Source organism: Microbacterium sp. Cr-K32, assembly GCF_000708345.1.
GTDB lineage: Bacteria > Actinomycetota > Actinomycetes > Actinomycetales > Microbacteriaceae > Microbacterium > Microbacterium maritypicum_A.
Map to the genome: position 1 here is coordinate 136,426 of NZ_JARD01000027.1, position 25,036 is coordinate 161,461.

The 25,036-nt window shown below is 68.5% G+C and carries 25 protein-coding genes, 1 tRNA gene and 1 pseudogene; 19 read left to right on the plus strand and 8 right to left on the minus strand.

From position 1 onward, the window contains the following. The first annotated feature begins 35 nt into the window (after positions 1-35). From GZ64_RS0113945 to mscL, 3 genes are read left to right on the plus strand one after another with little or no spacing between them, the layout of a single operon-like run. On the plus strand, positions 36-632 hold the full coding sequence (locus GZ64_RS0113945) for a 5-formyltetrahydrofolate cyclo-ligase (RefSeq protein ID WP_021199988.1): 597 nt from the start codon (positions 36-38) through the stop codon (positions 630-632). A gap of 14 nt (positions 633-646) precedes the next feature. Further along, on the plus strand, positions 647-919 hold the full coding sequence (locus GZ64_RS0113950) for an FmdB family zinc ribbon protein (protein ID WP_029267181.1): 273 nt from the start codon (positions 647-649) through the stop codon (positions 917-919). A 24-nt stretch (positions 920-943) separates the two neighbouring features. Continuing rightward, positions 944-1,366, plus strand: a complete 423-nt coding sequence (gene mscL / locus GZ64_RS0113955; RefSeq protein WP_021199990.1) for a large conductance mechanosensitive channel protein MscL — start codon at positions 944-946, stop codon at positions 1,364-1,366. Positions 1,367-1,501: 135 nt separating this feature from the next. Here the strand turns inward: mscL and GZ64_RS0113960 are convergent, their stop codons facing one another. Both GZ64_RS0113960 and GZ64_RS0113965 read right to left on the minus strand, forming a co-directional pair. Next, positions 1,502-1,705, minus strand: a complete 204-nt coding sequence (locus tag GZ64_RS0113960) for a hypothetical protein (protein ID WP_029267182.1) — start codon at positions 1,703-1,705, stop codon at positions 1,502-1,504. Next, entirely contained in the window at positions 1,698-5,366 is a 3,669-nt protein-coding gene (locus GZ64_RS0113965; protein ID WP_029267183.1) for an ATP-binding protein, read from the minus strand. Before GZ64_RS0113965 ends, GZ64_RS0113960 begins: the two co-directional genes overlap by 8 nt. A gap of 239 nt (positions 5,367-5,605) precedes the next feature. On the opposite strand from GZ64_RS0113965, the gene GZ64_RS0113970 reads away from it, so the two are divergent. The 3 genes from GZ64_RS0113970 (at position 5,606) to GZ64_RS0113980 (ending at position 7,586) form a co-directional block, all read left to right on the plus strand. Next, complete coding sequence (locus GZ64_RS0113970) at positions 5,606-6,118, plus strand: methylated-DNA--[protein]-cysteine S-methyltransferase (RefSeq protein ID WP_021199993.1); 513 nt, start codon at positions 5,606-5,608, stop codon at positions 6,116-6,118. 168 nt (positions 6,119-6,286) lie between these two features. After that, on the plus strand, positions 6,287-7,144 hold the full coding sequence (locus GZ64_RS0113975; protein WP_029267187.1) for a LuxR C-terminal-related transcriptional regulator: 858 nt from the start codon (positions 6,287-6,289) through the stop codon (positions 7,142-7,144). 97 nt (positions 7,145-7,241) lie between these two features. Continuing rightward, on the plus strand, positions 7,242-7,586 hold the full coding sequence (locus GZ64_RS0113980) for a histone-like nucleoid-structuring protein Lsr2 (RefSeq protein WP_029267189.1): 345 nt from the start codon (positions 7,242-7,244) through the stop codon (positions 7,584-7,586). A 45-nt stretch (positions 7,587-7,631) separates the two neighbouring features. Here the strand turns inward: GZ64_RS0113980 and GZ64_RS0113985 are convergent, their stop codons facing one another. Continuing rightward, complete coding sequence (locus GZ64_RS0113985) at positions 7,632-8,279, minus strand: MarR family winged helix-turn-helix transcriptional regulator (protein ID WP_081859763.1); 648 nt, start codon at positions 8,277-8,279, stop codon at positions 7,632-7,634. Positions 8,280-8,367: 88 nt separating this feature from the next. Here GZ64_RS0113985 and idi point away from each other — a divergent pair, with 88 nt between their 5' ends. From idi to GZ64_RS0114030, 9 genes and pseudogenes are all read left to right on the plus strand, one after another. Then, on the plus strand, positions 8,368-8,889 hold the full coding sequence (gene idi / locus GZ64_RS0113990; protein WP_029258655.1) for an isopentenyl-diphosphate Delta-isomerase: 522 nt from the start codon (positions 8,368-8,370) through the stop codon (positions 8,887-8,889). 3 nt (positions 8,890-8,892) lie between these two features. Then, positions 8,893-9,972 carry a polyprenyl synthetase family protein gene (locus GZ64_RS0113995; protein WP_029267193.1) on the plus strand — a complete coding sequence of 360 codons (1,080 nt, stop codon included), beginning with the start codon at positions 8,893-8,895 and terminating at the stop codon, positions 9,970-9,972. Beyond that, the gene (locus tag GZ64_RS0114000) at positions 9,969-10,877 is read left to right on the plus strand and encodes a phytoene/squalene synthase family protein (protein ID WP_029267195.1); all 909 of its coding nucleotides are present in this window, start codon (positions 9,969-9,971) and stop codon (positions 10,875-10,877) included. The genes GZ64_RS0113995 and GZ64_RS0114000 overlap by 4 nt, the downstream gene beginning before the upstream one ends. After that, positions 10,799-12,475 (plus strand): annotated as a pseudogene (crtI, locus tag GZ64_RS0114005) (phytoene desaturase family protein); the annotation flags it as partial. The gene GZ64_RS0114000 and the pseudogene crtI, both read left to right, overlap by 79 nt. Further along, the gene (locus GZ64_RS0114010) at positions 12,475-12,822 is read left to right on the plus strand and encodes a lycopene cyclase domain-containing protein (RefSeq protein ID WP_021200001.1); all 348 of its coding nucleotides are present in this window, start codon (positions 12,475-12,477) and stop codon (positions 12,820-12,822) included. The pseudogene crtI and the gene GZ64_RS0114010, both read left to right, overlap by 1 nt. Beyond that, entirely contained in the window at positions 12,819-13,163 is a 345-nt protein-coding gene (locus tag GZ64_RS0114015; protein ID WP_021200002.1) for a lycopene cyclase domain-containing protein, read from the plus strand. The genes GZ64_RS0114010 and GZ64_RS0114015 overlap by 4 nt, the downstream gene beginning before the upstream one ends. Continuing rightward, the gene (locus tag GZ64_RS0114020) at positions 13,160-14,053 is read left to right on the plus strand and encodes a prenyltransferase (RefSeq protein WP_021200003.1); all 894 of its coding nucleotides are present in this window, start codon (positions 13,160-13,162) and stop codon (positions 14,051-14,053) included. The genes GZ64_RS0114015 and GZ64_RS0114020 overlap by 4 nt, the downstream gene beginning before the upstream one ends. 27 nt (positions 14,054-14,080) lie before the next feature. Next, the gene (locus tag GZ64_RS0114025; RefSeq protein ID WP_029267199.1) at positions 14,081-16,267 is read left to right on the plus strand and encodes an MMPL family transporter; all 2,187 of its coding nucleotides are present in this window, start codon (positions 14,081-14,083) and stop codon (positions 16,265-16,267) included. 40 nt (positions 16,268-16,307) lie between these two features. Next, positions 16,308-16,380 (plus strand) — tRNA-Arg (locus tag GZ64_RS0114030). Positions 16,381-16,426: 46 nt separating this feature from the next. Here GZ64_RS0114030 and GZ64_RS0114035 read toward each other — a convergent pair. The 3 genes from GZ64_RS0114035 to GZ64_RS0114045 all read right to left on the minus strand — a co-directional run bounded on the left by GZ64_RS0114035 (position 16,427) and on the right by GZ64_RS0114045 (position 19,043). Then, the gene (locus GZ64_RS0114035) at positions 16,427-16,924 is read right to left on the minus strand and encodes an HNH endonuclease (RefSeq protein WP_029258662.1); all 498 of its coding nucleotides are present in this window, start codon (positions 16,922-16,924) and stop codon (positions 16,427-16,429) included. Positions 16,925-17,233: 309 nt separating this feature from the next. Continuing rightward, complete coding sequence (locus tag GZ64_RS0114040) at positions 17,234-18,055, minus strand: M23 family metallopeptidase (protein ID WP_021200006.1); 822 nt, start codon at positions 18,053-18,055, stop codon at positions 17,234-17,236. A 286-nt stretch (positions 18,056-18,341) separates the two neighbouring features. After that, complete coding sequence (locus GZ64_RS0114045) at positions 18,342-19,043, minus strand: metal-dependent transcriptional regulator (protein ID WP_021200007.1); 702 nt, start codon at positions 19,041-19,043, stop codon at positions 18,342-18,344. A gap of 100 nt (positions 19,044-19,143) precedes the next feature. On the opposite strand from GZ64_RS0114045, the gene serC reads away from it, so the two are divergent. Continuing rightward, a complete protein-coding gene (serC, locus tag GZ64_RS0114050; RefSeq protein WP_029258663.1) occupies positions 19,144-20,256 on the plus strand; it encodes a phosphoserine transaminase in 1,113 nt (370 codons plus the stop codon). A gap of 10 nt (positions 20,257-20,266) precedes the next feature. Here the strand turns inward: serC and GZ64_RS0114055 are convergent, their stop codons facing one another. Together GZ64_RS0114055 and GZ64_RS0114060 are read right to left on the minus strand one after the other, a co-directional pair. Further along, positions 20,267-20,881: a DUF3027 domain-containing protein gene (locus tag GZ64_RS0114055; protein WP_029267201.1), complete on the minus strand. Its 615-nt coding sequence runs from the start codon at positions 20,879-20,881 to the stop codon at positions 20,267-20,269. Next, entirely contained in the window at positions 20,865-21,245 is a 381-nt protein-coding gene (locus GZ64_RS0114060) for a cold-shock protein (protein WP_021200010.1), read from the minus strand. Before GZ64_RS0114060 ends, GZ64_RS0114055 begins: the two co-directional genes overlap by 17 nt. Positions 21,246-21,362: 117 nt before the next feature. On the opposite strand from GZ64_RS0114060, the gene GZ64_RS0114065 reads away from it, so the two are divergent. The 3 genes from GZ64_RS0114065 to GZ64_RS0114075 are packed head-to-tail and all read left to right on the plus strand — an operon-like array spanning position 21,363 to position 25,035. Next, positions 21,363-21,638, plus strand: a complete 276-nt coding sequence (locus GZ64_RS0114065; RefSeq protein WP_021200011.1) for a hypothetical protein — start codon at positions 21,363-21,365, stop codon at positions 21,636-21,638. A 10-nt stretch (positions 21,639-21,648) separates the two neighbouring features. Then, positions 21,649-23,358: a helicase-associated domain-containing protein gene (locus GZ64_RS0114070; protein WP_029267203.1), complete on the plus strand. Its 1,710-nt coding sequence runs from the start codon at positions 21,649-21,651 to the stop codon at positions 23,356-23,358. Between the two features lie 36 nt (positions 23,359-23,394). Next, positions 23,395-25,035, plus strand: coding sequence for a DNA repair helicase XPB (locus GZ64_RS0114075; RefSeq protein WP_029267204.1), 1,641 nt, complete (start codon positions 23,395-23,397; stop codon positions 25,033-25,035). Position 25,036: the final 1 nt, after the last annotated feature.

Consider the following 25,036-nt stretch of genomic DNA (forward strand, 5'->3'; position numbering starts at 1 on the left):
AGCCTAGTGGTGAGCGCCGACGTAGACTCGGAGCCATGTCGAACGACGTCGAACATGCGAAGCGTGCACTCCGCGCCGAACTCCGCGAACGACGCCAGCTCCTCTCCGACACGCAGCGCGACGCCGCGGCCACGGCCATCGGCGAACGCCTCGACGCCCTGATCGACGAGCTCGGCGCCCGCTCCATCTCGTGCTTCCTGTCCACCACCACCGAGCCGGGCACCCGTGAATTCGTGACCAGGGCCGTGCGGCGCGGCATCCGCGTGCTCCTCCCCGTCACTCGCGCCGATGGGCTGCTGGACTGGGCCGTGGCGACCGACGACGACGAGGTCAGCGAGGGGCTGTTCGGTCTGCCCGAGCCCACGGGCGAGGTGCTGGGCCCGATCGCCGTCAACGACGTCGACCTCATGATCGTCCCCGCTGCCGCTGTCGATCGCACCGGGATGCGCATGGGCTGGGGACGCGGCTACTTCGACAAGACCATCGGCTCGATGGAGAAGTGCCCGCCCGTCTATGCCGTGATCTATGATTCCGAGGTACTCGACGAACTTCCGCGCGAGGTGCACGACCAGCCCGTGGATGGCGTCGTGACCCCGTCGCAGACCCTCACCCTGTCGCCGCGGCGACGCTGATCGCAAGGACCCCCATGCCCACCTACGCCTATGCCTGCACCTCGTGCGGACACAAGTTCGACGCCGTGCAGAGCTTCGCCGACGACGCTCTCACCGTGTGCCCCGAATGCGGTGGCGCGTTGCGCAAGCAGTACGGCTCGATCGGCGTGACCTTCAACGGCTCCGGCTTCTATCGCACGGACTCGCGCGCCAAATCCGGTGGATCGAAGGATGGTTCGGCATCATCGAAGACGGAATCGACGACGAGCACCAAACCGGCGGCTGCGTCGACTCCGGCCTCTTCCTGAGGCCCCGATCTGTTGGGGGATCCCATGCTCAAAGGTTTCAAGGACTTCCTGCTCCGCGGCAACGTCATCGACCTGGCCGTCGCTGTCGTCATCGGTACGGCTTTCACCGCGATCGTCACGGCCGTCGTGAACAGCATCATCAACCCGCTCATCGCGCTCTTCCTGAAGGCGGATGCCGCCGGTCAGTTCGGCATCCCCGTGACGAACATCTACGGCGAGACCGTCACGTTCCCCATCGGCGAGCTGATCTCGGCGATCATCAGCTTCCTCGCCGTCGCCGCCGTCGTCTACTTCGTCTTCGTGCTGCCGATGAACACGTTCAAGGCCCGCGTCGAGGCCCGCAAGGGCACTCCGGCCGAGGAGCCCGAGGAGGAGCCGGCCGCCTCGACCGAGTCCGAGCTGCTCGTCGAGATCCGCGACCTGCTCAAGGCACAGCGCGGAGCCTGACCGCCTCCGCTCGCACCCGAGACGCACGGTCCTCTTCGGAGGGCCGTGCGTCTCTGGTTACGCGGCCCCGAGAACCGACACGGTGTTCAACGACAGCAGCGCCCCGTCATCCGGCGACTCCGTTCTTCCGACGCTTCAGTAGTGCGGCGGCACGTCCTGGATCAGTTGGTCGTCGTTCGGCCCCTTGCCGCCCTTCGGCCGTGACCGCGGAGGCATCGCGGCCGGGCCGGACTCCGGCTCGGGGTCGCTCCCCGGCACCGGGGTCAGGCGGGCACGCCGTGAACCGGTGACCCGCACCACGCGCTGGCGCGGCGTCGGGGTGTCGGACTCGTCAGTCATCGCGGGTGTCGGCGATGTCGATCGGCTGCGTGTCATTGTCCGCACGCGGCGTCGACTCCGAGATGCCGAGAACCGCGGCGATCCGCGTCGCGGCGGTCACGGGGTCGCTGTAGAGATCGAAGGCGTGCACACGCACATAGTGCCAGCCCAGACGACGCAGCACGTGCGGTCGCAGCCGCAGTGTCTCCCGCAGAGACTCGCCCCGCGTCTCCGGATCGGACTCGATCACGACCGCCTTGCCACCGTGCTGGGCCACCAGCGGCAGCAATCCGCGATAGTCGACGTCCACCGAGGCGCCCAGACGCCGCAGCTCCCGCGCGAGGGCGAGGGTGAGAGGATCGGCGAGGTCTTCCAGGCGCGCGTCTCGGCTGCGGGCGGCCAGTCCGCCGAGGATCGACATCAGCGTCGCCGCTCCATGCTCCAGGCGTCCGTCGTCGAAGGAGGAGGGACGGATCGAGGAGACGAGCACCATCGAGCGGCGCGCGCGCGTCATCCCGACAGTGAGGAGTCGCTCTCCGTCGGGAGTGGAGAGATCGCCGAAGTCGCTCAGCACCCGACCGTGCTTGGTGAGTCCGAAGCCGAGCGAGAAGATGACGCGGTCACGGCTCTCGGCGACCGACTCCTCGAGCGTCAGCACCGCGAACGGCTCGACCGTGTCGCGTCCGACGAAGTCCGCGACGTCGGAGCGCCCGGCGAACGCCGAGGTGACGGCGGCGCGTACGCGCTCGGCATGGCGCGCGCTCGCGGTCACGACCATGAGCGATTCGGCAGGACGATGCACGGCGTGCTCGACCACCAGCGTCACGACCCTCGCTACTTCGGCGTCCGGACTCTCGACGGCGCCGGAGATCGGATCCGGTGTTCCCGTGCCGCCCTCCACGTAGTCGACCGTGAGGCTTCCGCGACCGAGATACGAGCCCGCCCAGGGAAGCGACACGATCTCGCCGCCGTAGAAGGCATCGTTGATGAGCTCCGCGAGGTCTTCGCCGCCCGCACGGTAGCTGCGGGTGAGCGTCATCACCGGCAGGAGCTCGGAGAGCCGCTCGAAGGCCGAGACGTCGTCGAACGGCACCTCGGCCTCCCACGACTCCTCCGGGTCCACCGCGATGCGGAACGGCGTGGGACGCTGCGTCACCGGGTCGCCGAACGCGACGATCTGGCGCGCGCGCCGGATCGCCGGGGCGGCCTCTGCGAGGTTGATCGCTGCGGCATCGACCAGGATCACCGTGTCGAACTCCACCGAGTCCGGAATCTCCGGCACGAGGTACGGCGACGAGATCCAGACCGGGGCGAGCACGTCGACGAGGGTGGGCGCGGCACTGACGACCTGCGCGGTCGTGGTCGCCGACTGCGTCAGCGCACGGCGCAGGTGCTGCGACTGCTGCGGCTCGTCGACGATCGCGATCCGCCACTGGTTGGCCAGCTGCCAGGCGAGCAGCGGTCCGGCCATGGCGGCGTGCGCCTCATCGACCAGCCGGAAGTCGCGTTCGAGCCGATCGACGACTGCGGTGTTCGCGCCGAGGAGGGCGCGGTTGTCCTGCAACGCGCGCTCGAGGAGGGACTGCCACCACGCGAACTCGAGTTCTTCCCCCACCTGGGATTCGGAGACATGGCGCACGGAGAGCTCGGCGAGCAGCGGCTCCAGCCCGAGCAGAGCGAGTCGGTCGCGCAGCTGGGCGCGTTCGACGAGGTTCTCGAAGACATCGGACTTGGCGGCCAGTCCCGCGAGCGTGCGCACGAGTCGCGCCACCGGGAGCGACGCCAACGGCTCGCGTCGTCCGAGTGCGGCGTCGAGCTCGGCGAGCTCGGCCTCCACCCGCTGCCAGGCCACGTACACGTCGGCGAGACCGAGGGGGATCTCGGGCGCGACGCCCGCCTCGACGCACCGCTGCCACTGCGTGCGCTGCGCCTGGATGCGCAGCAGCGCCTCGTGCATCTCCGTGACGTGCACGCCCGGACGGACGTACTCCTTCGCGAGACGCCGCAGCCGACGTCTGTTCGCCCCGGACAGCCCCGGCGCGTCGCGGCGCGAACCGTGGGCCTGGATGAGCTCGCCCAGCGGCCGCTCGAACACCGTCGGGCTGAATCGGTCCAGCGAGTCGCGGATCCCCTGCAGCAGACGCAGGTACTCACCCAGTTCGTCGATGGTCGAGAACGGCCGCATGTGGGTCTGGGCGATCAGCTCGTAGCCGCGCTCGAGAAGGGCGGGAACGCTGTTCGCGTGCAGTCGACCGGCGAGCTCGTGGGCGGCACGAGCGGCCTCGGTGCTGGAGAAGGTGACGCCGTACCACGGCGAGTCGTTCGGTCCGAAGCGGAACTCGCCGAGACGGGCCGCCTGGGCGAGCGCCTCGGCGGCCTCGGTGCGATCGGCGGCGAGTCGACGCAGGGCATCGGGGCCGAGTCGGGCAGTGGTCGACGGCGGCACGGGCAGCGACGCCAGCCGTGTCAGCTGACGGGTGGCGTCGAGCACCGAGGCGTCCAGTCCGGCGACGGGTGCGCTGAGCGCCTGACGGTAGTCGCGCAGGACGGTCCGCAGACGCACGAGTGCATCGTCGACCTCGCTGACCTTGGGCGCCGTGGCCTTCTCATTGCGTCCGATGGCCCTGACCAGATCGCGCCGCACGCTCGCCGGCGAGATCGCCAGGCTGTCGAGGCCGATCCCGGCGAGTCGGTGACGCACCCCGTCCAAGGTGGAGCGCCGCGCGGAGACGACGAGCACGCGCTTGCCGCCGCGCACCAGTTCACCCAGCGCGTTGATCACGGTCTGGGTCCCCCCGGTTCCGGGAAGGGTCGCGACGGTGAGGGAATGCCCTGCCGCGATACGGGCCAGCACTGCTTCCTGCTCCGCGTCCGCATCCAGGAGGAGGTTGTCCGAGGCCGGTGCGCGATCATCCGGGCCGATGTGATGCGGGATAGCTCGCGGAGCGGTGACGCGCTCGCGGTCTCCCACGTGACCGGCCAGGGCGTTCAGCACCGGATGATCGAGGCTGCCCCCGTCGCGGGACATCAGTCCTGACACATCGGCGAACGTCGAGACCACCAGACGCGGTTCGACCGAGAACGTGTCGATCGAACGCGTCATCGCGCGCAGACTGTCGATCACGGGTTGCGGCTTGAAGATGCCGCCGTCGTAGGCCAACGCGGCGAGCGCGGTGGCATCGATCGTGAGGCCGAAGTGGTCGCGAGCGATCCGCACGAGTTCGGGATTCACCTCGAAGGTGCCCTGCAGCTTCAACTCGAAATCGGAGTGGTGGCGGCGGATCGCCAACGGACGCAGCAGTACGGGGGCCGCGAAACCCGCTCCCCCGATGCGCCACCGGGCGACTCCGACGGCGAGGTGCACGGCTTCGATCCCGCGGACGGTACGGAGCTCGGTGTTCTTCGCGGTGATGCGCTCCGCGGCGAGTCGAGCGGTCCGCAGCCCGACCTCGTCGCGGAAGAGATTCGAGAGGAGAGTCGACTTGCCGGTGATGAACTGCGGCAAGCTCCCCGGGTGCGCCTTGGAGATGTCGATGCCCGACTCCGGGCTGTCACGGAAGCTCACGAGCGGCGAAGGGCCACCGAGATCGGCTGCCTCGGCCCTCAGACGCGTCCGCTCGGCCTCTGCGGCGTGTGCGATGTCGAGGCCTGTCGTGGTTCCGTGCAGATCGCTGATCGACACAGCAGCATCCACCGCTGTGTCGTCCGCAGACTTGTCTTCACGTCGCCACACACTGACACCCTAGGCGTGCGACCTGCGGAGACGGGGTATCCCAGGCGGGTTTCCGCCGAATTTCCGGCGATTCTGCGCTACGTAGGGGGTGGCGCACTTCTCCTGCCCGATGTGAACCCGGGTCGCGTTCTCCACTCGGAACGTCAAGCATGCGGTTCCGCGTCGAGCCGAGCGGACAGGATGGGGGCATGACGTTCCGCTACGACTTCGCCCCGACGCCGTTCGGGGATGCTCTCGCGGTGTTCTCCGACGAGGGCATCGTGCGATTCGACCTCTCCGAGTCCGAAGACCCGCGCGTGCCCTGGCTGCTCGAAGGCGTGTCCCATCAGTTGAGAGCAGTGCCAGAGCCCGACCCCGGAGCCGCCGACGAACTCGCTCATCTCCTGTCCGACTACTTCGACGGCGAGCCGGTGCGTTTCGACAGGCACATCCGCCTCGACTGGCGGCTCGTCGACGGGTTCGCCCTCGCCGCGCTGCAGACCATCTGCAGCATCGAGTGGGGCCAGACCATGAGCTACGGGGAGGTGGCGATCCTCGCGGGTCACCCCGGGGCTGCGCGCGCCGTCGGCACCGCGTGCCGCATCACCCCCTTCTCGATCATCGTGCCGGTGCATCGGGTGGTGCGCTCCGACGGCAGCGCAGGGCAGTACGGAGCGCACCCCGAGCGCAAGCGGTTCCTGCTCGACCTCGAGGCGCACTGAGGTCGGCAGGCCACGTCGTGGACCCGGCGAGTAGGCCGCCGGGTCCACACGCTTCCCCTGGGAGCCGATGGATCCGACGCCGTCCGCGACGACGACGGTGACGATGACACGGGTGATATCGTCGACGCTACGAAACGGGGAACAGCGTCACCCCGGAAGTAGGTAGTCGTGTCCTCACCCGTCACCCGCGAATCCGAGGCGGATCTCGTCGCGAACGCCGTGCGCGAGCTCGCCAGGCGGACGCGCTTCCCCGTCGCGTTCGGCGGTCTCATCGAAGAAGGCGTCGTGAGCGTCACGAGCATCGTCGGTGCGCGCACGCGGTCGCTGGACGGGCTCCGGGTGCGACCCGAGCGCGGGCTCGGCGGGCGGGCCATGATGGAGCTCCGCCCCCGGATGACGAGCGACTACGGGTCGTCACAGCAGATCACGCACGACTACGACGTGTTCGTCCTCGGCGAGGGCCTGCGCACCCTCCTCGCGCTGCCGATCGTGGTCCACGGCCGTTCCCGCGGAGTGCTGTACGCCGGCGGATGGGATGAGGAGCGGGTAGGCGGTGTGACCACGGCACCCGCCATGCAGGTCGCGCAGGCCGTCGCCGATGAGCTGCGCATCCGCGACGAGGTGCAGCGCCGTCTGCAGGAGACCACGCGCGGCGACGAGGTCGTGGCGCCGGCACAGCGCGAGGAGCTGAGGCAGAGCTTCGCAGAGCTGCGGAGCATCGCCGCCTCCGTGGAAGACGCGGATGTCCGCGACCGGATCGCGCAGGTCGAACGACGACTCATGACCCTCGCCGGTGACGTCGCATCACCCGCGACGAGCCCCATCCCCACCGTCCACCTGTCTCCGCGAGAGACCGATGTGCTCGCATGCGCGGCTCTCGGTTCGACGAATGCCGAGATCGCCGCGCATCTCGGTCTGCGCGAGGGGACCGTCAAGGCCTACCTCGGCACGGCGATGTCGAAACTCGACGCCTCGACTCGCCATGCCGCCGTGGCGAGGGCTCGCCGCGCCGGACTTCTCCCCTGACCACACAGAATTGATTTATTGCGTATAGCGCGTCACATTACCGCGGCTCGCTATTCGCAACTTGTCGCATTTCCTCGGAGCGAGTAAGGTCGCGATCATGGCGAGAAGAATTGTGCATCAGCTGGTCGACGACATCGATGGCAGCGTCCTGGAAGTGGGCGAAGGCGAGACGGTGCATTTCTCGCTCAACGGCACGGCATACGAGATCGATCTGAATGCCGCGCATGCGGAAGAATTGCGTTCGGCGTTGGCGCCTTATGTGACAGCAGGCCGAAAGGCCGGCTCGTCGAATTCTCCGCGCGCGACATCGACTCGCAAGCGACCTGCACGAAACCCTGAGGTCGCGGCCATCCGCGCGTGGGCGAACGAGAACGGACACAAGCTCTCCGAGCGTGGCCGCATTCCCGCGCAGATCGTCGACGCGTACAACGCGGCGCACTGATCGCAGACCGAGATCGTCGAGTTCCCCTGCTGAAACAGGGGAACTTTACGCCCCTTCCTGCACCCAGGCTTCGTCGCGGAGCGTGATCTCCTCCGTCATGTCCGTGAGGAATCGGATCACGGTTTCCCTTTCAGCGGGACTCAGGCGGGCGGCAGAATAGAAGCGCTTCGCCTGCTGACGACCGACCGTCTCCATGGCTGCATGTCGCGTCTCCGCGGTGATGGTGATCTCCAGTGCCCTGCGGTCGGTGGGGTGAGGGGCACGCGTGATGTGGCCTCCCTGCTCCAGACGATCGAGGAGCTTCGTGGTCGCCGCAGTCGAGACACCGAGGTGGTGCGCGATTCCCCCCGGCGTCGCCACCAGGTTCCGGTTCGCGCACACGATCAGATAGTGCAACGCACGCATGTCCGTCTCATTCAGACGCATGTATCGACGTGACGCCTGGGACAGCGCCTGCTCGGCTTCGCGCAGTCCGGCGAGCGACTCCATCACCCGGGCGATCTGCTTCAACTCCTCCGGCGGAACACCGCTGCGATCGATCAGGACGCTGCGGGGATCACTTGCCTCGACGTCGTAGATCGCCGAATGGACGAGCCCGTCCGGCGTATCCGCGGACGTTCGCGATCCGCCGTCGCCGACGGGGAGCGAATCCTGCGCGCCCGCGTGCGGGCTGGTGCCGGGCTCCGTGGTCATGCGATCATGTTACACACCAACAGTTTCATGCTAAGTTGACTACTCACCAAGTTAGCTAAATATGAACGCTCGAGATCTGGGAGATGCCATGGACGACGTGACCCTCCTCGCCGAAGACGGGACAGCTCTCGGCACGCTCCCGAAGAGCGAAGTCCACACGAGAGACACTCCCCTGCATCTCGCCTTCTCCTGCTATGTCCTCGACAGGGAGGGGCGGCTGCTCCTCACTCGTCGAGCGCTCGCGAAGAAGACGTGGCCGGGCGTCTGGACGAACAGCTTCTGCGGTCATCCACGACCGGACGAGACGATGGACGAGGCCGTGCGCCGACATGGCGTCGGCGAGCTCGGCATCCACCTCACCGAGATCCGCATGGCACTCCCCGACTACCGCTATCGCGCGGTGGATGCGAGTGGCATCGTCGAGAACGAGATCTGCCCCGTGCACGTCACGATCCTCGACGGCGACCCTGCCGCCAATCCCGATGAGGTGTCGGAATGGATCTGGGTCGAAGTCGATTCGCTGATCGAGGCTGTCACGCATGCACCCTTCGCGTTCAGCCCCTGGCTCGTGGAGCAGCTGCCGCAGCTGCGACAACTCGGCGAGGTGTGACGCATGAGCGTGACGACGACCGAGGAATCGCTCGCGACGCGGATCGAGGAGGCGCTGCGTCATCGATTCTCCGAGAGGAGCGCCGCCGCAGAGCGGTACGGGAACGAGTTCGTGGGGCTGTGGCGGGCCGCGGAGGAGCACGCCCTCGGCGGAAAGCTCATCCGCCCCCGGCTCCTCCTGGATCTGACGCACGCGTTGGCCCGCGCTCCCCTGACCGCCGATGAGACGCGCACGGCCATCGATGTCGCAGCCCATGTCGAGCTTCTCCACTTCGCCTTCCTGCTGCACGACGATGTCATCGACGGCGATCTGATGCGACGACGGCGTCCCAATCTGATCGGTGCGCTCGTCGCCGAGCACGCGGCGCGACCGACCGAAGCCGCCCTGCACTGGGCCCGATCGAGCGCGATCCTGCTCGGAGACCTGCTCCTGTCTTCGGCGGTGCTGGGCTTCGCCCGAGCGGACGTCATGCCCGAAGCCCGCGATCGTCTGCTCGGCCTGCTCGAACAGACCATCTTCGAGACGGTGGCCGGCGAGCACGCCGACGTCGCCCTCAGCGACGGCATCATCGCCCCCGATCTGCGCACGATCCTCTCCACGAGCGCGTACAAGACGTCGACATACTCCTTCGTGCTCCCGCTGCGCGCTGCGGCGGTCCTCGCCGCCTCGTCGGCTGCGACCGAGGAGTATCTCGCCATGATCGGGTTGCACCTCGGCCTCGCCTATCAGCTGCAGGATGACCTGCTCTCCGTGTTCGGAGACCCGGAAGAGCACGGCAAGGACCCGTTCTCGGATCTACGCGAAGGCAAGGAGACCGCGATCATCGCCTACGCCCGCATGACGAGCCAGTGGGACGACATCGAACTGCACTTCGGAAGACCGGATCTCAGCCCGACCGACGGTGCCGCTGCCCGTGATCGACTGCGCGAATGCGGCTCGGAGACCTTCGTCCGAGGCTTGGTGCAGGAGCACCTCGAGGCCACGGACGCCGCACTCCTCGAAGCGGAAGCCGATGGTCTGCCCCCGGCGGCCGGACAGGTACTGCGTACCCTCGCCTCCCGAGTCGGAAGTCGCAGTCGATGAACGCGGACGCGGCCGATCGTCGGGACAGCACCGCCCTCCGGCGCTTCAACCGCACGGCGGAGATCGCGACGACCGATGTCATCCGCAGCTATTCGACGTCGTTCGGACTCGCGACCCGTCTTCTCGGACGCCGTCATCGCCAGCACGTCCGCAACATCTATGCGATGGTGCGCATCGCCGATGAGATCGTCGACGGCGTCGCCGCCGAAGCTGGTCTGGACGTGACCGCGCAATCCGCCGCGCTCGACTCCTACATCGCGGAGACGCATCGTTCGATGCGCAGCGGCTACAGCAGCGATCTCATCCTGCATGCGTTCGCGCGGACCGCGCGCGAGTGCGGGATCGGCGAGGACCTGACGCAGCCGTTCTTCGACTCGATGCGCGCAGACATCGACGAAGACGCCGGCTTCGCCGCCTATGACGTCGAAGCCCACGCGGCGTACGTCTACGGCTCCGCCGAAGTCGTCGGTCTCATGTGCCTGCAGGTGTTCCTCCGGGATACCGAACGTGCGCCCGAAGACCTCGCGACGCTGCGGCACGGCGCCCGTCAGCTCGGTGCGGCCTTCCAGAACGTGAACTTCCTGCGCGACCTCGCCGATGACACCGACCGCCTGCACCGCGGCTACCTCGGCGGCGCTGCGCGTCTGACCGATGCCGACCGGGACGCATGGGTGCAGACCGTGTTCCGGCAACTGGCCGACGCGCGTGACGCTATCCCCCTGCTGCCGAAGGACGCCCGCGCGGCGGTGCGCAGCGCCCTGGCTCTGTTCGCCGCTCTGACCCGCCGTGTGGCGCAGACCCCCGCCGACGTCCTCTACCGGCGCCGGGTACGCGTTCCGGATCCGATCAAAGCCGCTCTCGCCGCGCGGTCCGTGTTCGTCACAGCGATGGAGCGGGACCGATGAGCCGGGTTGTGGTGATCGGTGCCGGAGTCGCCGGTCTCGCGACCGCGGGACTGCTCGCCCGGGACGGGCACGAGGTCGTGATCCTCGAGAAGAACGATCGCGTCGGCGGCCGCGCCGGGACGATCGAACGTGACGGCTTCCGTTTCGACTCCGGGCCGTCCTGGTATCTGATGCCCGAGGTCTTCGACCACTTCTTCGAGATGATGGGCACCACGACCGATGCGCAGCTCGATCTCATCCCCCTCGATCCGGGATACCGGGTGTTCCGCGACCCGGATGCGGTCGGTGGCGGATCCGGTCCCGTGACCGTCCCCGCAGGACGCGATCAGGTCACTGGACTCTTCGAAGCGCTGGAGCCCGGCTCCACGGCGACGCTGGACGCCTACCTCGACTCCGCGCAGCATGCCGGAGCGATGGCGCAGAAGTACTTCCTCTACAACCCCTTCACACGCATGCGTTCGCTCCTCGCCCCCGAGGTCCTCCGAGCACTGCCGCGCCTCTCCGCCCTGCTCGGAACACGCCTGCAGTCCTTCGCGGCCCGGCGCTTCACGCACCCCGTGGTCCGACAGATCCTGGGCTATCCCGCGGTGTTCCTCGGCACCGACCCGCGAAGCGCGCCGGCGATGTACCACCTGATGAGCGCCCTCGATCTCGACCAGGGAGTCAGCTATCCGCAGGGCGGCTTCTGGCGGGTGATCGAGCGGATCGAGGCGCTGGCGCGCGACGCGGGGGTCCGCATCGAGACCGGGGCGGAAGTCACCGGAATCCGCACCCAGGACGGCGGCGACGGTACCCACGTGACCGGCGTGGGCTGGGTCGACGCCTCCGGCTCCACGCACACGGAGAGCGCCGATGTGGTGGTCTCGGCGGCCGATCTGCACCACACCGAGACGGCGCTGCTTCCCCCCTCGCTGCAGACCTACCCCGAGTCGTGGTGGGCACGGCGCACCAGCGGACCGGGCGGAATCCTCGTGATGCTCGGGGTTCGCGGCACACTCCCCGAGCTGCCGCACCACTCCCTGTTCTTCACCGACGACTGGGACGCGAACTTCGATGCGATCTTCGGTGCCACGCCGACCGTTCCCGAGCCGGCATCGATCTACGTGTGCCGGCCGAGCGCAACGGATCCCGACGTGGCCCCTGCCGGCAGCGAGAACCTGTTCGTGCTGATCCCGGTCCCGGCGGACGTCGATCTCGGACACGGCGGACCCGACGGAGCGGGATCGCCCGAAATCGAGCGCGCCGCGGATGCGGCGATCGATCAGATCGCGGCGTGGGCGGGGATCCCCGACCTCCGCCCACGCATCGTCGTGCGCGAGACGACCGGTCCCGCAGACTTCCGCGACGACTATCACTCCTGGCGCGGAGGAATGCTGGGGCCGGCGCACATCCTCTCGCAGAGCGCGATGTTCCGCGCGCAGAACACTTCTCGGCGCGTGCAGGGCCTCTTCTACGCCGGGGCCACCACCGCGCCCGGCGTCGGTGTCCCGATGTGCCTGATCAGTGCGGAGATCGTCCTCAAGCGCGTCCGCGGCGACCACTCCCCCGGCCCGCTCCCCGTTCCCGGCTCTTCCGCTGCCATGACGGAGGCGCCCTGATGGGCGTCGTGTATCTGGCGGCCCTCCTCCTGTCGCTGAGCTGCATGCTGCTGCTGGATTGGCGGTTCCGCCTCTTCTTCTGGCGCGACGCGGTGTCGGCCGCGGTCGTCACGGCCGTCGGCCTCGTCTTCTTCCTGCTCTGGGACGTGGCGGGCATCGCCAACGGGATCTTCTTCCGGGGCGAGGGCGCGATCGCGTCGGGTCTGCTCCTGGCCCCCGAGCTTCCCATCGAGGAACCCGTGTTCCTGGTGTTCCTCGTGGTGTGCACCATGGTGATCTACACCGGATCCGCCCGGGTCATCTCCCGACGCCGAGCGCGGCGGCGCGACGAGGCGGAGGCATCATGACCTACCTCCAGCTCTCCGCCTGCTTCGTGGCTGTCGCCACGTTGGGCGGAATCGGGCTCGCGCTCGCCTCCCGCACGCGCGGCCCGCGCCCGCTCGCCGTGCTGCTGACCGTGGTCGTGCTGTTCGTGCTCACCGCGGCGTTCGATACCGCGATGATCGCGAGCGGCCTGTTCCACTATGCGCAGGACCCGCTGCTCGGCGTGCACGTCGGCCTGGCTCCGATCGAGGACTTCGCCTATCCGCTCGCGGGGGCGCTGCTCCTCCCGGCCCTGTGGACCGCGATGCGTGCCCGGCGGCGGGCGCACGATCGTCGACCGATCGATGAGGAGACTTCACGATGAGCACCGCCGCAGCTCCGCCGAGCAGCATCGGACGAGACATCGCCCAGATCATCCTGTCGTCGCGTCCGATCAGCTGGATCAACACCGCCTTCCCCTTCGCCGCCGCCTACCTCCTCAGCACCCGCGAGATCGATCTGACATTCGTGATCGGCACGCTGTACTTCCTGATCCCCTACAACCTCGCGATGTACGGGATCAACGATGTCTTCGACTACGCCTCCGATCTGGCGAACCCGCGCAAGGGCGGCATCGAAGGGGCTCTCCTCGCCCCTCGCATCCATCGAGCGACGCTGTGGACGGCCGCGGCGACCAACATCCCTTTCCTGGTCTACCTCGTCGTGGTGGGAAACCCGGCGTCGTGGCTCTGGCTGACGGTCAGCGTGTTCGCGGTCATCGCCTACTCCGCGCCTGTCCTCCGATTCAAGGAGCGCCCGTTTCTGGATTCCGTCACCTCCAGTACGCACTTCGTGAGCCCCGCCATCGTCGGACTCGCCCTGGCCGAGGCGCCCGTGACCGTCGGCGCGGCGATCACGCTCGGTGCCTTCTTCCTGTGGGGCATGGCCGCCCACGCCTTCGGAGCCGTGCAGGACATCGGCCCTGACCGGGAAGCCGGGATCTCGTCGATCGCGACGGTCATCGGCGCACGCGCGACGGTGCGACTGTCGGTGTCGCTGTGGGTGATCGCGGGGGCGGCGATGCTGCTGACCCCCTGGCCGGGCACGCTCGCCGCCGCCCTCGCGCTGCCCTACATCGTCAACGCGGCGCCGTGGTGGAACGTGACCGACGAGACCTCCGCCTCCACGAACCGCGCCTGGCGACGTTTCATCGCCCTGAACTACTTCGCCGGCTTCCTCGCGACGATGATCCTCATCCTCGCCTGGATCTCCTGACCCCCAGCTCCGCCCGAAAGGAATCCGATGTCCCGCCCCGATGCCACGCCGACCCCGCCCGCGAGGGAGCGTTCACGACGACACTCCTGGGCGCGGATCTTCCTCCCCGTGGCGCTGATCCTCGTGTGGCTGGCGGGCGCCTCACTCGGAGGGCCCCTGTTCGGCAAGGTCGACGAGGTGTCCTCCAACGAGCAGACGACCTACCTCCCCGAATCGGCGGATGCCACCCAGGTGCAGAAGCTTCTCGGGGAGTTCAACGACAGCGACTCCATCCCGGCGATCGCCGTGTTCACGTCCGACGACGCGCTCACGGCGTCGGAGATCGACGCGATCTCCGACGCCGTCGCGAATGCGCCGAAGGTGGAAGGCGTCGGCGACGAGGTCTCTCCGGCGCTCCCCTCCGATGACGGGCAGGCGGTGCAGGCGTTCATCCCGATCGACGCCGATGCCGAGCTCGCGGATGTGACGGCGTCCCTCGGCGAGGAACTGCGCGACGCGGTCCCCAGCGGGGTCACCGTGTACATCACAGGACCCGCCGGCTTCAGCGCCGACCTGGTAGCCGGTTTCGCCGGCATCGACGGGCTGCTCCTCGGCGTCGCCCTCCTCGCGGTCCTCGTCATCCTGGTGCTGGTCTACCGATCGTTCCTCCTGCCACTCGTCGTGCTGTCGACGAGCCTGTTCGCCCTCTGCGTCGCTCTGCTCGTGGTGTGGTGGCTGGCGAAGTTCGAGGTGCTGCTGCTCAGCGGTCAGACACAGGGAATCCTCTTCATCCTCGTGATCGGCGCCGCCACCGATTACGCGCTGCTGTTCGTCGCGCGTTTCCGAGAGGAGCTGCGCATCGCGCAGGACAAGGGAACGGCGGTCATGGCGGCATGGAAGGGCTCGGTCGAACCGATCGTCGCCTCGGGAGGCACCGTGATCGCCGGACTCCTCTGTCTGCTGCTCAGCGATCTGAAGTCGAACAGCACCCTGGGGCCGGTCGCGGCGATCGGCATCGTGTTCGCGATGCTCTCGGCTCTCACCCTGTTGCCGTCGCTGCTGCTGCTCTTCGGCCGCGCGGTGTTCTGGCCGCGGCGCCCCCGCTTCGAACCGGAGGTCGTCGCCGCCGAGCACGGCATGCGCACGACGGGCCTGTGGGCACGTCTCGCCGGCCTCATCAAGCGCCGCCCACGGGTGATCTGGATCGTGACGACGCTCGTGCTCCTGGCCGGGGCGGCGGGCATCACCCAGCTCGACGCCGATGGCGTGCCGCAGTCCGACCTGGTGCTCGGCGCGTCGGAGGCCCGTGACGGACAGGTCGCGCTCGGCGAGCACTTCCCCGGTGGATCCGGAAGCCCCGTCTACGTGGTGGTGAAGGAGGATCGGCTGCAGGATGCGGCTGACGTCCTGCTCGCGAACGACGGTGTCGACGGGGTCTCCGTGACGGCCGCCGACTCGCCCAGCGGCAGCGCCCCCGTCACCGAGGACGGCATCTCGGCGATCGGAGCACCCGGCACGCCCGCACCCGAGCCGACGACGGTCGACGGAGAGGTGCTCCTGCAGGGCACCCTGACCGATGCCGCCGACTCCGCCGCCGCCGCGTCGACCGTGCGCGAGCTGCGTGGCGAACTCGACGGCATGGGCGCGCTCGTGGGCGGTGTCACGGCCACGTCGATCGACACGAACGATGCATCGATCCACGACCGGAACCTCATCATCCCGGTGATCCTCGTGGTGATCATGTTCATCCTGATGCTGCTGCTGCGGTCGATCCTCGCACCGGTGCTGCTGATCCTCACGACGGTGCTGTCCTTCGGCACGGCGATGGGGGTCTCCGCCCTCGTCTTCAACGGGATCTTCGCGTTCCCTGGCGCCGACCCCGCGGTTCCGCTCTTCGGGTTCGTGTTCCTCGTCGCGCTCGGCATCGACTACAACATCTTCCTCATGACGCGCGTCCGTGAGGAATCGAAGGCGCACGGGACTCGGGAGGGCATCCTGCGTGGGCTCTCGATCACGGGCGGGGTGATCACCTCGGCGGGTCTCGTCCTCGCCGCGACCTTCGCCGCACTGTCGGTGATCCCGATCCTCTTCCTCGTGCAGCTGGCCTTCATCGTGGCCTTCGGCGTGCTCCTCGACACCTTCGTCGTCCGCTCGCTGCTGGTTCCCGCCCTGACCTACGACATCGGCAAAGCCATCTGGTGGCCGTCGAAGCTGTGGCGGCGCGGAGAGGACTGAGACGTGGCGGCGTGCATCCGGTCGCTTAGACTGGGTGCACGCCCTCGTAGCTCAGGGGATAGAGCAGCCCTCTCCTAAAGGGCAGGTCGCAGGTTCGAATCCTGTCGCGGGCACGACGTCGAAGAGGGGCCATCCGAAGGGTGGCCCCTCTTCGACGTCTCAGGCGGCGAGCGCCAGGTAGGGCTCCCACCGTGGATCGCTGCGTTCGGTCCCCCGCACCGTCCAGGCGGTGCCGTGCGGAGGACGCGGAGTGAAGCGCAACTGCCAGCGCATCTCCTGCGGTGTGCGATCGCTCTTGACGTTGTTGCAGCGGAGGCAGCAGGCGACGAGGTTCTCCCAGGAGTCCGCTCCCCCGCGCGAACGCGGCAGCACGTGATCGATCGTCGACGCCGCCTTGCCGCAGTAACCGCAGCGGTGGTTGTCGCGGCGCAGCACACCGCGACGCGTGACCGGCACGCGCCTGCTCGTCGGAACCCGCACATAACGCGCCAGGATGATGACCGCCGGGCGATCGTAGACGCCGTGGGTGCCCCAGACGGGGTCTTCCTCCACGCGTTCGATCACGGTCGCCTTGTCGTTCATCACCAGCACCAGGGCTCGTTTGAACGACACGATCGCGAGCGGTTCGTATCCGGCATTCAGGACCAGTGTGCGCATTCGTCATCCTCTCGATCCGCCGGGACGGCTTCCCGGCACTCTCGACTCACACGAGGTCGTGCAGGAGGCAGATCGAACGCGGGGACGAAAAAAGGCGCCGTCTAAAGACAGCGCCTTTCGCGCACGGCAACGCCGTGGCATCCCTGCGGGCTATGCAGAAGGACGTGACGACCGAGGGCATCCATGGTTCGGATGGTCGGTATTCGCTCCATCAGCCTCTCCCACCTGTACGACAACGGGATCAGGCTAACCCATCCCCCTGGGTGCAGGGCGAAACGGCGGATGAATGGAAGGAGGCGTGTCCGGAAATCAGCCGGCGTTGACGGAGAGCCAGGACATCGGCTCGACGAGTCCGCCGTTGATCCAGACCTCGAAGTGGAGGTGGTTCGCGGTCGAGCGACCGGTGCTGCCGACGTAGCCGATCAGCTGTCCGGCGGAGACCGTCTGGCCGACCTGTACCTGACGCGAACCGTAGAGCATGTGGCCGTACGTGGTCTGCAGACGCTGACCACCCACGACGCTGTCGAGCATCACGGCCACGCCGTAGCCGCCGATGCTCTCGGCGGAGGCGCGGACCACACCGGCGGCAGCCGCATAGATCGGGGTGCCGGCCGGGGCGAGCATGTCGGCACCGTTGTGCCCACCGCCCACGGTACGGCTGACGTTCCACGATCCCATCGGAAGCGGATAGCGCACCTCACCCGATCCCGGCGACGTGAGCGCGTAGCCCGCGGTGTTGAAGCGGGAGGAAGTCGATGCGGTGGAAGCGGCAGCGGCAGCGGCACGGGCGGCAGCAGCCTCTTCTGCCTTCTTCTTCGCGATCTCCTCGGGAGTCGTCGCACTGAACGTGCCGCGAGCGAGCGGCGCCGCGGTGGCCTGGGAGGCGACGACGAGCGACTGTGCGTCGACGGCAGCAAGCTGCTGCACGGTCGTCGGCGCAGCCTCGCTCGGCTTCGACGAGGCGAAAGCGGGCAGGGCGATGCCGGCGACGAGTGCGCCGACGGCCCCGAAGATGGCGATGGATCGGAGTGGCTTGACGGCCTTGCGAGCACTCACCCTCGCGCCGGTGCGGCGGGCGGGTACGCGGTCTTCAGATGTCTTCTTCGCGGGCGGTTCGATGTCTGCGGCCAAAACTTGGTCCTCCTGGGCCCTCACGCTGTTCGGGTCAGCGCTGGCTCGTCGGCACTCTGCTCTCGTGGCGCGAATGTAGCTCGGGTACTTTGTGCGTTCCTGCCGTGAAGACGACGAGCCTGGAAGGCGATCTTCGCGGGTTCATCTCCAGCGGGCTTCTTCGCTGGCGACTTGACCGAGGTTACCGGAAGATAACGATCATGTCACCCTGGGAAACTGGCAATCCTCGCAGAAGCCCGCGACGCCCCGTCTCCGTGGCGGTGTCGCACCCGGTTTCCGCGCGGGATCAGGCCGGTTCGCCCACCAGGAAGATGTGCGATGCCAGCTCCACCGGGAGCTCGAGGCCGTCTTCCTTGCCGTCCATCTGGATGAGCACGTAACCCTCGCTGAAGCGGAAGTCGCCGTGCGCTCCGGGAACGACTCCCGCATCGCGCAGCTGCTCGAGAAGCTCGGGGTCGACCTGCGCGGGCTCGGCGAGACGACGGACCGTGCCCTCGACCGGTTCCCCCGCCGCATTGAGACGCTGGACGAGACCGATGACCCCCTCGTCGAAGGTGCGCGCCGGCACGTCGCCGAGCTGGTCGAGACCGGGGATCGGGTTGCCGTACGGCGATTCCGTCGGGTGTCCGAGCAGCTCGACCAGGCGACGTTCCACCTGCTCGCTCATCACGTGCTCCCACCGGCAGGCCTCTTCATGCACGAACGCCCAGTCGAGTCCGATCACATCGGAGAGCAGACGCTCGGCGAGACGGTGCTTGCGCATCACGTCGACCGCCTTGCGACGGCCGGCGTCGGTGAGCTCGAGCGTGCGGTCTTCCGAGACGATGACGAGCCCGTCGCGCTCCATCCGACCGACGGTCTGCGACACGGTCGGCCCCGAGTGGCCGAGGCGCTCGGAGATGCGCGCGCGCAGCGGCACGATGTTCTCCTCCTCGAGTTCGAGGATGGTGCGGAGGTACATCTCCGTGGTGTCGATCAGGTCGGTCATGTGCAGGCCCTCCGAGGTTCTTAGGCAAGCCTACATTCCCGGACCGACATCGGACTCGCTGCGGTCCGGAGACATGCCGGGCGCCCCCTAGAATCGACGCATGGCGATCGAGATTCCCCGTGACCTCCTGCCCATCGACGGCCGCTTCGGCTGCGGTCCCTCGAAGGTGCGCCCTGCGCAGCTCGAGGCGCTGGTCACGTCGGGAGCCTCGATCCTGGGGACATCCCATCGACAGGCGCCCGTGAAGAACCTCGTCGGCAGCATCCGCGAGCAGCTCGCCGCTCTGTTCCGCATTCCCGAGGGATACGAGATCATCCTGGGCAACGGCGGATCGACGGCCTTCTGGGACGCTGCGGCCTTCGGCCTCATCGAGCAGCGCAGCCAGAACCTCGTCTTCGGCGAGTTCGGCGGGAAGTTCGCCGCTTCCGCAGGCGCCCCCTGGCTCGAGGCGCCCGATGTGCGCAAGGCCGAGCCCGGTTCGCTCACCGTCGCCGAGGTCGTGGAGGGCGTGGATGTGTACGCCTGGCCGCACAACGAGACCTCGACCGGCGTCGCCGCTCCGATCCAGCGCATCGCCGCCGACGGCGCCCTGACCGTCATCGATGCGACGAGTGCCGCGGGAGGCATCGACTTCGACGCCGCTCAGGCCGACGTGTACTACTTCGCGCCGCAGAAGAACCTCGGCTCCGACGGCGGCCTGTGGTTCGCCGCGGTCTCGCCGGCTGCCGTCGAGCGCATCGAGCGCATCGCGGCATCGGGTCGCTACATCCCGGAGTTCCTGAGCCTGAAGAACGCGGTCGACAACTCGCGCCTCAACCAGACGCTGAACACCCCCGCGCTCACGACCCTGCACCTCCTCGACAACCAGCTCCGCTGGATCCTCGACAACGGCGGGCTCGGCTGGGCGGCCGCACGCACCTCCGAGTCGTCTTCGGTTCTGTACGACTGGGCCGAGGCGTCTTCGGTCGCCACGCCCTTCGTCACGGACGCGTCGCACCGCTCCCCCGTGGTCGCGACGATCGACTTCGACGACAGCATCGACGCCGCGGCGATCGCCAAGGCCCTCCGCGCCAACGGCATCGTCGACACGGAGCCGTATCGGAAGCTCGGGCGCAACCAGCTGCGGGTGGCGACGTTCGTCTCGATCGAGCCGGATGACGTGCGCCAACTGACCCGATCGATCGAGTATGTCCTGGAGAACCTGGGCGCCTGAGCGCCCGGCGTCACTCCTCCTCGTCGACCTCGCCGGCGTCCTCATCGAGGGCGTCGGCGTCGTCGTCGGACTCTTCTTCTTCCGACTCTTCGTCTTCCGACTCTTCGTCGTCGGCGGCGCCCTCATCGAGTTCGTCGATATCGACGCCGTCCAGGTCGCCGGCGTGCAGGATGTCGGCCTCACCGTCGTCATCGTCATCGTCATCGTCGAGGTCGTCGTCCTCGAGGACACCGTCCTCGTCGGCGTCGAGCGCTACCTCGCCGACCGCATCGTCCCCGGCGGCCGCGGCCGCCTCGGCGAGTTCGACCTGATGCGCGCGGTACTCGGCGAGACGCTCGGCCCACGGCACCCACTCCGGGGCCAGGAGAGCGCCGTCACCCGGAAGGAGCTCGACCTCGAGTACCGTCGGCTCCTCGCCTTCGACGCGAGCGACGGTCACCGTCCAGTACCACCCCGGGTAGCCGGCGAGCCGGTTCTCGAAGCGCAGCGACACCGGCCCGTCGTCCTCGGCGAGATATCCGGCGGCGGGGCCGACGGTGGACGCCGGAGTGATCTCGGCCAGCGCGGCCAGCGCGAGATCATGGGCGTCGAGGAGACGCGCGTCGGCGTCAGGCTTCGAGGTCATCAGCGACCTTGCGCAGGACGGCCGCGATCTTGCGACCCTGAGCGGAGGAGGGGTAGCGTCCACGGCGCAGATCCCCGCCGATGCCGTCGAGGAGCTTCACGAGGTCCTCGACGATGATGGCCATGTCGTCAGCCGGCTTGCGCTTGGCCTTCGAGAGGCTGGGCGGCGCTTCGAGCACACGTACCGACAGCGCCTGCAGCCCGCGCTTGCCGTCGGCCACGCCGAACTCCACGCGCGCACCGGCCTTCACCGCGGTGCCGGCAGGCATCGCGGAGGCGTGCAGGAAGACGTCCTGGCCGTCATCGCTGGCGATGAAGCCGAAACCCTTGTCTTCGTCGTAGAACCTGACCTTGCCGGTGGGCATGGGAGAACCTCGCTGAGATCGATATGCAGAACAGTGGACGCGCTCGTGCGCGTGTCCCCAGCCTACCGGTCGCGGCGCGCGCAGAGCAGAAGCCTCAGTGCGAGTAGGCTGATGCGGATGAGCACGCAGAACTCGGAACCGGAGGTTCCCATCCGCCGGCTGGATCGCATCCTGGCGTTCACCGCGCTCGGAATCGCCGCCGCGTCGGTGGTGTGCTTCTTCGCGATCATCATCGGCACGGCGCTCGGGATGGGGCAGGCCGCATTCGGCGAGGGTATCTGGCCCGTGATCGCCGCGATCCCCTATTGGGGACTGCCGGTGGCGTTCCTCATGATCATCACGCTCCTGACGATGAGCTTCATCCGGAAGGGCCGCGCGTCGTCGCGTTCCTGAGGCCACGCCCATGAGCACTCACGCGCGACCGCTGGCCGATTGGCTGGCGGCGGCGCGCGACGAAGACCTCCTCCGCCTCTTCGCGGCACGGGCCGTGCGCGCCGACGCCCCGTGGCACGACTTCTTTGACGCCGCCGAGGCACTGCTCGATCCGGCGTCGCTGTCGCGTGTCCTGCCCGCGCTCACGGCATCCGAAGCGCGCGCGTTGCTCGACGCCGCGTCCGGCGGCGACGCCGGGCAGGACCGGGAACAGCTGACGGCGCTCGCACTGCTCCGCCCGGACGGCACCCCCTATCCACCGGTCGTGACCGCGATCGCCGGGCGCTCGATCCCCCTCCCGCCCGCCGCGGCACCGGCGTCTCCGTCCTCGGAGACCGCCGCGGCGCACGCGGCCGAGCGCGCCTTCACGACAGTGGCCGTCCTCGCCGACCTGCTCCTGATCGCGAGGGAGAGCCCCTTCGCCCTCCTCACCGGCGGCGGCGTCAGCGCGGGTGAGAAGCGCCAGCTGGCGGAGGCCGGCGTCCCCACCGAGATCGTCGACACCCTCGCCGCGATCGCCCTCCAGGCCGGGCTCGCCGTGTCCGCGGACCGGCGGCTGCGATCGAGCCAGTCCGCAGAGGAATGGCTGCGTTCGTCGGCAGCGGACCGATGGGCTGTCTTGGTCACCGCGTTCCGGGACGCCCTTCCCCGTGGTGTCCGTTCCGCAGGCGGCGGATGGGTTCCTCCGGAGGCCTGGCCATTCGCCCACCCCTGGGATCCCACCTGGGCCGAGCGTGCGCACGTCCTGCAGGATGCGGCCGCGCTCCTCGGCCTGATCGCCGAAGACGGCACCGAACCCGCATGGGCGGTGAGCCTGCGACGCGGAGGCGACGCGGAGGCCGAGGCTCTCGTGCGACTGCTGCCGGCCGAGGTCGATCGCATCTTCCTGCAGAACGACCTGACCGCGATCGCACCGGGTCCGCTGCAGCCGGCGCTGGATGTGCGGCTGCGCACGATCGCCGCCCGTGAGTCCGCGGCTCAGGCGTCGTCGTACCGTTTCACCTCCGAGTCCGTGGCGCACGCGTTCGTCGCCGGCGAGACCGAGGCGTCGATCCTCGATTTCCTCACCTCCGTCTCCCTCACGGGAATCCCGCAGCCCCTCGGCTACCTGATCGCGCAGACAGCGCAGCGTCACGGACTGGTCCGCGTCTCGACGGACGACGAGACCGGCCGCACGCGGATCGAGAGCTCCGACGCTCACCTCATCCAGGCGATGGCGGTGGACCAGTCGCTGCGTCCGCTGGCCCTGTCGGCGCATCTCGATTCCCTGACCACACGCGTCGGACGCGACACGGTGTACTGGGCTCTGACAGACGCGCGGTACCCCGCGACGCTCGTCGGCCCCGACGGATCCCTCCTGGTGCGGGAGCGCCACCCCGCTCCCCCTGCCCCCGCTCCGAGCAGAGACTCCACCGACCTCATGCCGCTGATCACGCGGCTCCGGTCCCACCAGGGGCCCGATGCCGACGCCGCGTGGCTCGACCGCGAGCTCGAAGCGGCCGTGCGGGCGAAGTCGGTCCTCGAAGTCACGGTGGGGATGCCGGACGGGTCCACCCGACAGCTCCTCCTGGAAGCGACCGGGATGGGCGGTGGCCGACTCCGCGGGCGCGACCGTGCAGCCGATGTCGAACGGACACTTCCCGTGTCGAGCATCCTCACAGCGACGATCGTCGCGTCATAGGCCTCGCACCCCGCACGACCGCTAAACTGGTGAGCTATGTCTGATGGCCCCCTGATCGTCCAGAGCGATCGCACCGTGCTGCTCGAAGTCGCCCATGCCGATGCCGAGAGCGCCCGGCATGAACTGGCGATCTTCGCCGAACTGGAACGGGCTCCCGAGCACATCCACACGTACCGGATCACGCGTCTGGGTCTGTGGAACGCCCGCGCCGCAGGGCACACCGCCGAGGACATGCTCGAGACTCTGGACCGCTGGTCGCGCTTCCCGGTGCCCCCCTCGGTTTCCGTCGATCTGCGCGAGACCGTCAACCGTTACGGGCGTCTGGTCATCGAACGCGATGAGGAGGGAACGCTCATCCTGCGCTCCTCCGACCCCGCGGTGCTGGCGCAGGTCGCGAACAACAAGCGCATCCAGCCGCTGCTCATCGGGCACCCGACATCGGAGACGTTCGTCGTCGATGCCTGGGCGCGCGGGCAGATCAAACAGGAACTGTTGAAGATCGGCTGGCCCGCCGAAGACCTCGCCGGATACACCCCGGGCACCCCGCACGAGATCGACCTCGCCGAGGACGGCTGGCACATCCGTCCCTACCAGCAGGATGCCGTCGACGCCTTCGCGAAGGACGGATCGGGCGTGGTCGTGCTGCCCTGCGGTGCCGGCAAGACGATCGTGGGCGCCGGCGCGATGGCCGCGACCAAGACGACGACGCTGATCCTCGTCACGAACACGGTGTCGGCGCGGCAGTGGCGCGACGAACTGCTCAAGCGCACCAGTCTGACCCCCGAGGAGATCGGCGAGTACTCGGGCCAGGCGAAAGAGGTCAAGCCCGTCACCATCGCGACCTACCAGATCCTCACCGCGAAGCGCAAAGGCGAGTACGCCCACCTGGCGTTGCTCGACGCGCTCGACTGGGGGCTCATCGTGTACGACGAGGTCCACCTGCTCCCCGCGCCGGTTTTCAAGCTGACCGCCGACCTGCAGGCGCGCCGCCGCATCGGCCTCACCGCCACCCTCGTGCGCGAGGACGGTCGCGAGGGCGACGTCTTCAGCCTGATCGGCCCGAAGCGCTTCGACGCCCCCTGGAAGCAGATCGAAGCGCAGGGCTTCATCTCCCCCGCCGCCTGCTACGAGGTGCGCGTCGATCTGCCGCCGGACGACCGGCTCGAGTACGCCGCGGCGACCGACGATGAGCGGTATCGTCTCGCGGCGTCCGCCCCGGCGAAGGTCCAGGCCGTGCGCGAGCTCATCGCGAAGCACGAGGGCGAACGCATCCTCGTGATCGGGCAGTACCTCGATCAGCTCGAGTCGCTCTCCGAGGCCCTGAACGCCCCGCAGATCACCGGCGCGACCCCGGTCGACGAGCGCGAAGAGCTCTACCGTGCGTTCCGTGAAGGCGACATCTCGCTGCTCGTGGTGTCGAAGGTGGCGAACTTCTCGATCGACCTCCCCGAGGCTTCCGTCGCGATCCAGGTGTCCGGGTCGTTCGGATCGCGTCAGGAGGAAGCCCAGCGTCTGGGCCGCCTGCTGCGCCCGAAGCAGTCGGGCCACACCGCGAGCTTCTACACCCTCGTGGCCCGCGACACCATCGACCAGGACTACGCACAGAACCGTCAGCGCTTCCTGGCCGAGCAGGGCTACAGCTACACGATCATGGACTCGGACGCGATCGCCGCCTGAC

Excerpts from the sequence above, each read along its gene's own strand:
- GZ64_RS0113945 (WP_021199988.1), top strand. The coding sequence starts at position 36 with ATGTCGAACGACGTCGAACATGCGAAGCGTGCACTCCGCGCCGAACTC.
- GZ64_RS0113950 (WP_029267181.1), top strand. The coding sequence starts at position 647 with ATGCCCACCTACGCCTATGCCTGCACCTCGTGCGGACACAAGTTCGAC.
- mscL (WP_021199990.1), top strand. The coding sequence starts at position 944 with ATGCTCAAAGGTTTCAAGGACTTCCTGCTCCGCGGCAACGTCATCGAC.
- GZ64_RS0113960 (WP_029267182.1), bottom strand. The coding sequence starts at position 1,705 with ATGACTGACGAGTCCGACACCCCGACGCCGCGCCAGCGCGTGGTGCGG.
- GZ64_RS0113970 (WP_021199993.1), top strand. The coding sequence starts at position 5,606 with ATGACGTTCCGCTACGACTTCGCCCCGACGCCGTTCGGGGATGCTCTC.
- GZ64_RS0113980 (WP_029267189.1), top strand. The coding sequence starts at position 7,242 with ATGGCGAGAAGAATTGTGCATCAGCTGGTCGACGACATCGATGGCAGC.
- GZ64_RS0113985 (WP_081859763.1), bottom strand. The coding sequence starts at position 8,279 with ATGACCACGGAGCCCGGCACCAGCCCGCACGCGGGCGCGCAGGATTCG.
- idi (WP_029258655.1), top strand. The coding sequence starts at position 8,368 with ATGGACGACGTGACCCTCCTCGCCGAAGACGGGACAGCTCTCGGCACG.
- GZ64_RS0113995 (WP_029267193.1), top strand. The coding sequence starts at position 8,893 with ATGAGCGTGACGACGACCGAGGAATCGCTCGCGACGCGGATCGAGGAG.
- GZ64_RS0114000 (WP_029267195.1), top strand. The coding sequence starts at position 9,969 with ATGAACGCGGACGCGGCCGATCGTCGGGACAGCACCGCCCTCCGGCGC.
- GZ64_RS0114010 (WP_021200001.1), top strand. The coding sequence starts at position 12,475 with ATGGGCGTCGTGTATCTGGCGGCCCTCCTCCTGTCGCTGAGCTGCATG.
- GZ64_RS0114015 (WP_021200002.1), top strand. The coding sequence starts at position 12,819 with ATGACCTACCTCCAGCTCTCCGCCTGCTTCGTGGCTGTCGCCACGTTG.
- GZ64_RS0114020 (WP_021200003.1), top strand. The coding sequence starts at position 13,160 with ATGAGCACCGCCGCAGCTCCGCCGAGCAGCATCGGACGAGACATCGCC.
- GZ64_RS0114025 (WP_029267199.1), top strand. The coding sequence starts at position 14,081 with ATGTCCCGCCCCGATGCCACGCCGACCCCGCCCGCGAGGGAGCGTTCA.
- GZ64_RS0114035 (WP_029258662.1), bottom strand. The coding sequence starts at position 16,924 with ATGCGCACACTGGTCCTGAATGCCGGATACGAACCGCTCGCGATCGTG.
- GZ64_RS0114045 (WP_021200007.1), bottom strand. The coding sequence starts at position 19,043 with ATGACCGACCTGATCGACACCACGGAGATGTACCTCCGCACCATCCTC.
- serC (WP_029258663.1), top strand. The coding sequence starts at position 19,144 with ATGGCGATCGAGATTCCCCGTGACCTCCTGCCCATCGACGGCCGCTTC.
- GZ64_RS0114055 (WP_029267201.1), bottom strand. The coding sequence starts at position 20,881 with ATGACCTCGAAGCCTGACGCCGACGCGCGTCTCCTCGACGCCCATGAT.
- GZ64_RS0114060 (WP_021200010.1), bottom strand. The coding sequence starts at position 21,245 with ATGCCCACCGGCAAGGTCAGGTTCTACGACGAAGACAAGGGTTTCGGC.
- GZ64_RS0114065 (WP_021200011.1), top strand. The coding sequence starts at position 21,363 with ATGAGCACGCAGAACTCGGAACCGGAGGTTCCCATCCGCCGGCTGGAT.
- GZ64_RS0114070 (WP_029267203.1), top strand. The coding sequence starts at position 21,649 with ATGAGCACTCACGCGCGACCGCTGGCCGATTGGCTGGCGGCGGCGCGC.
- GZ64_RS0114075 (WP_029267204.1), top strand. The coding sequence starts at position 23,395 with ATGTCTGATGGCCCCCTGATCGTCCAGAGCGATCGCACCGTGCTGCTC.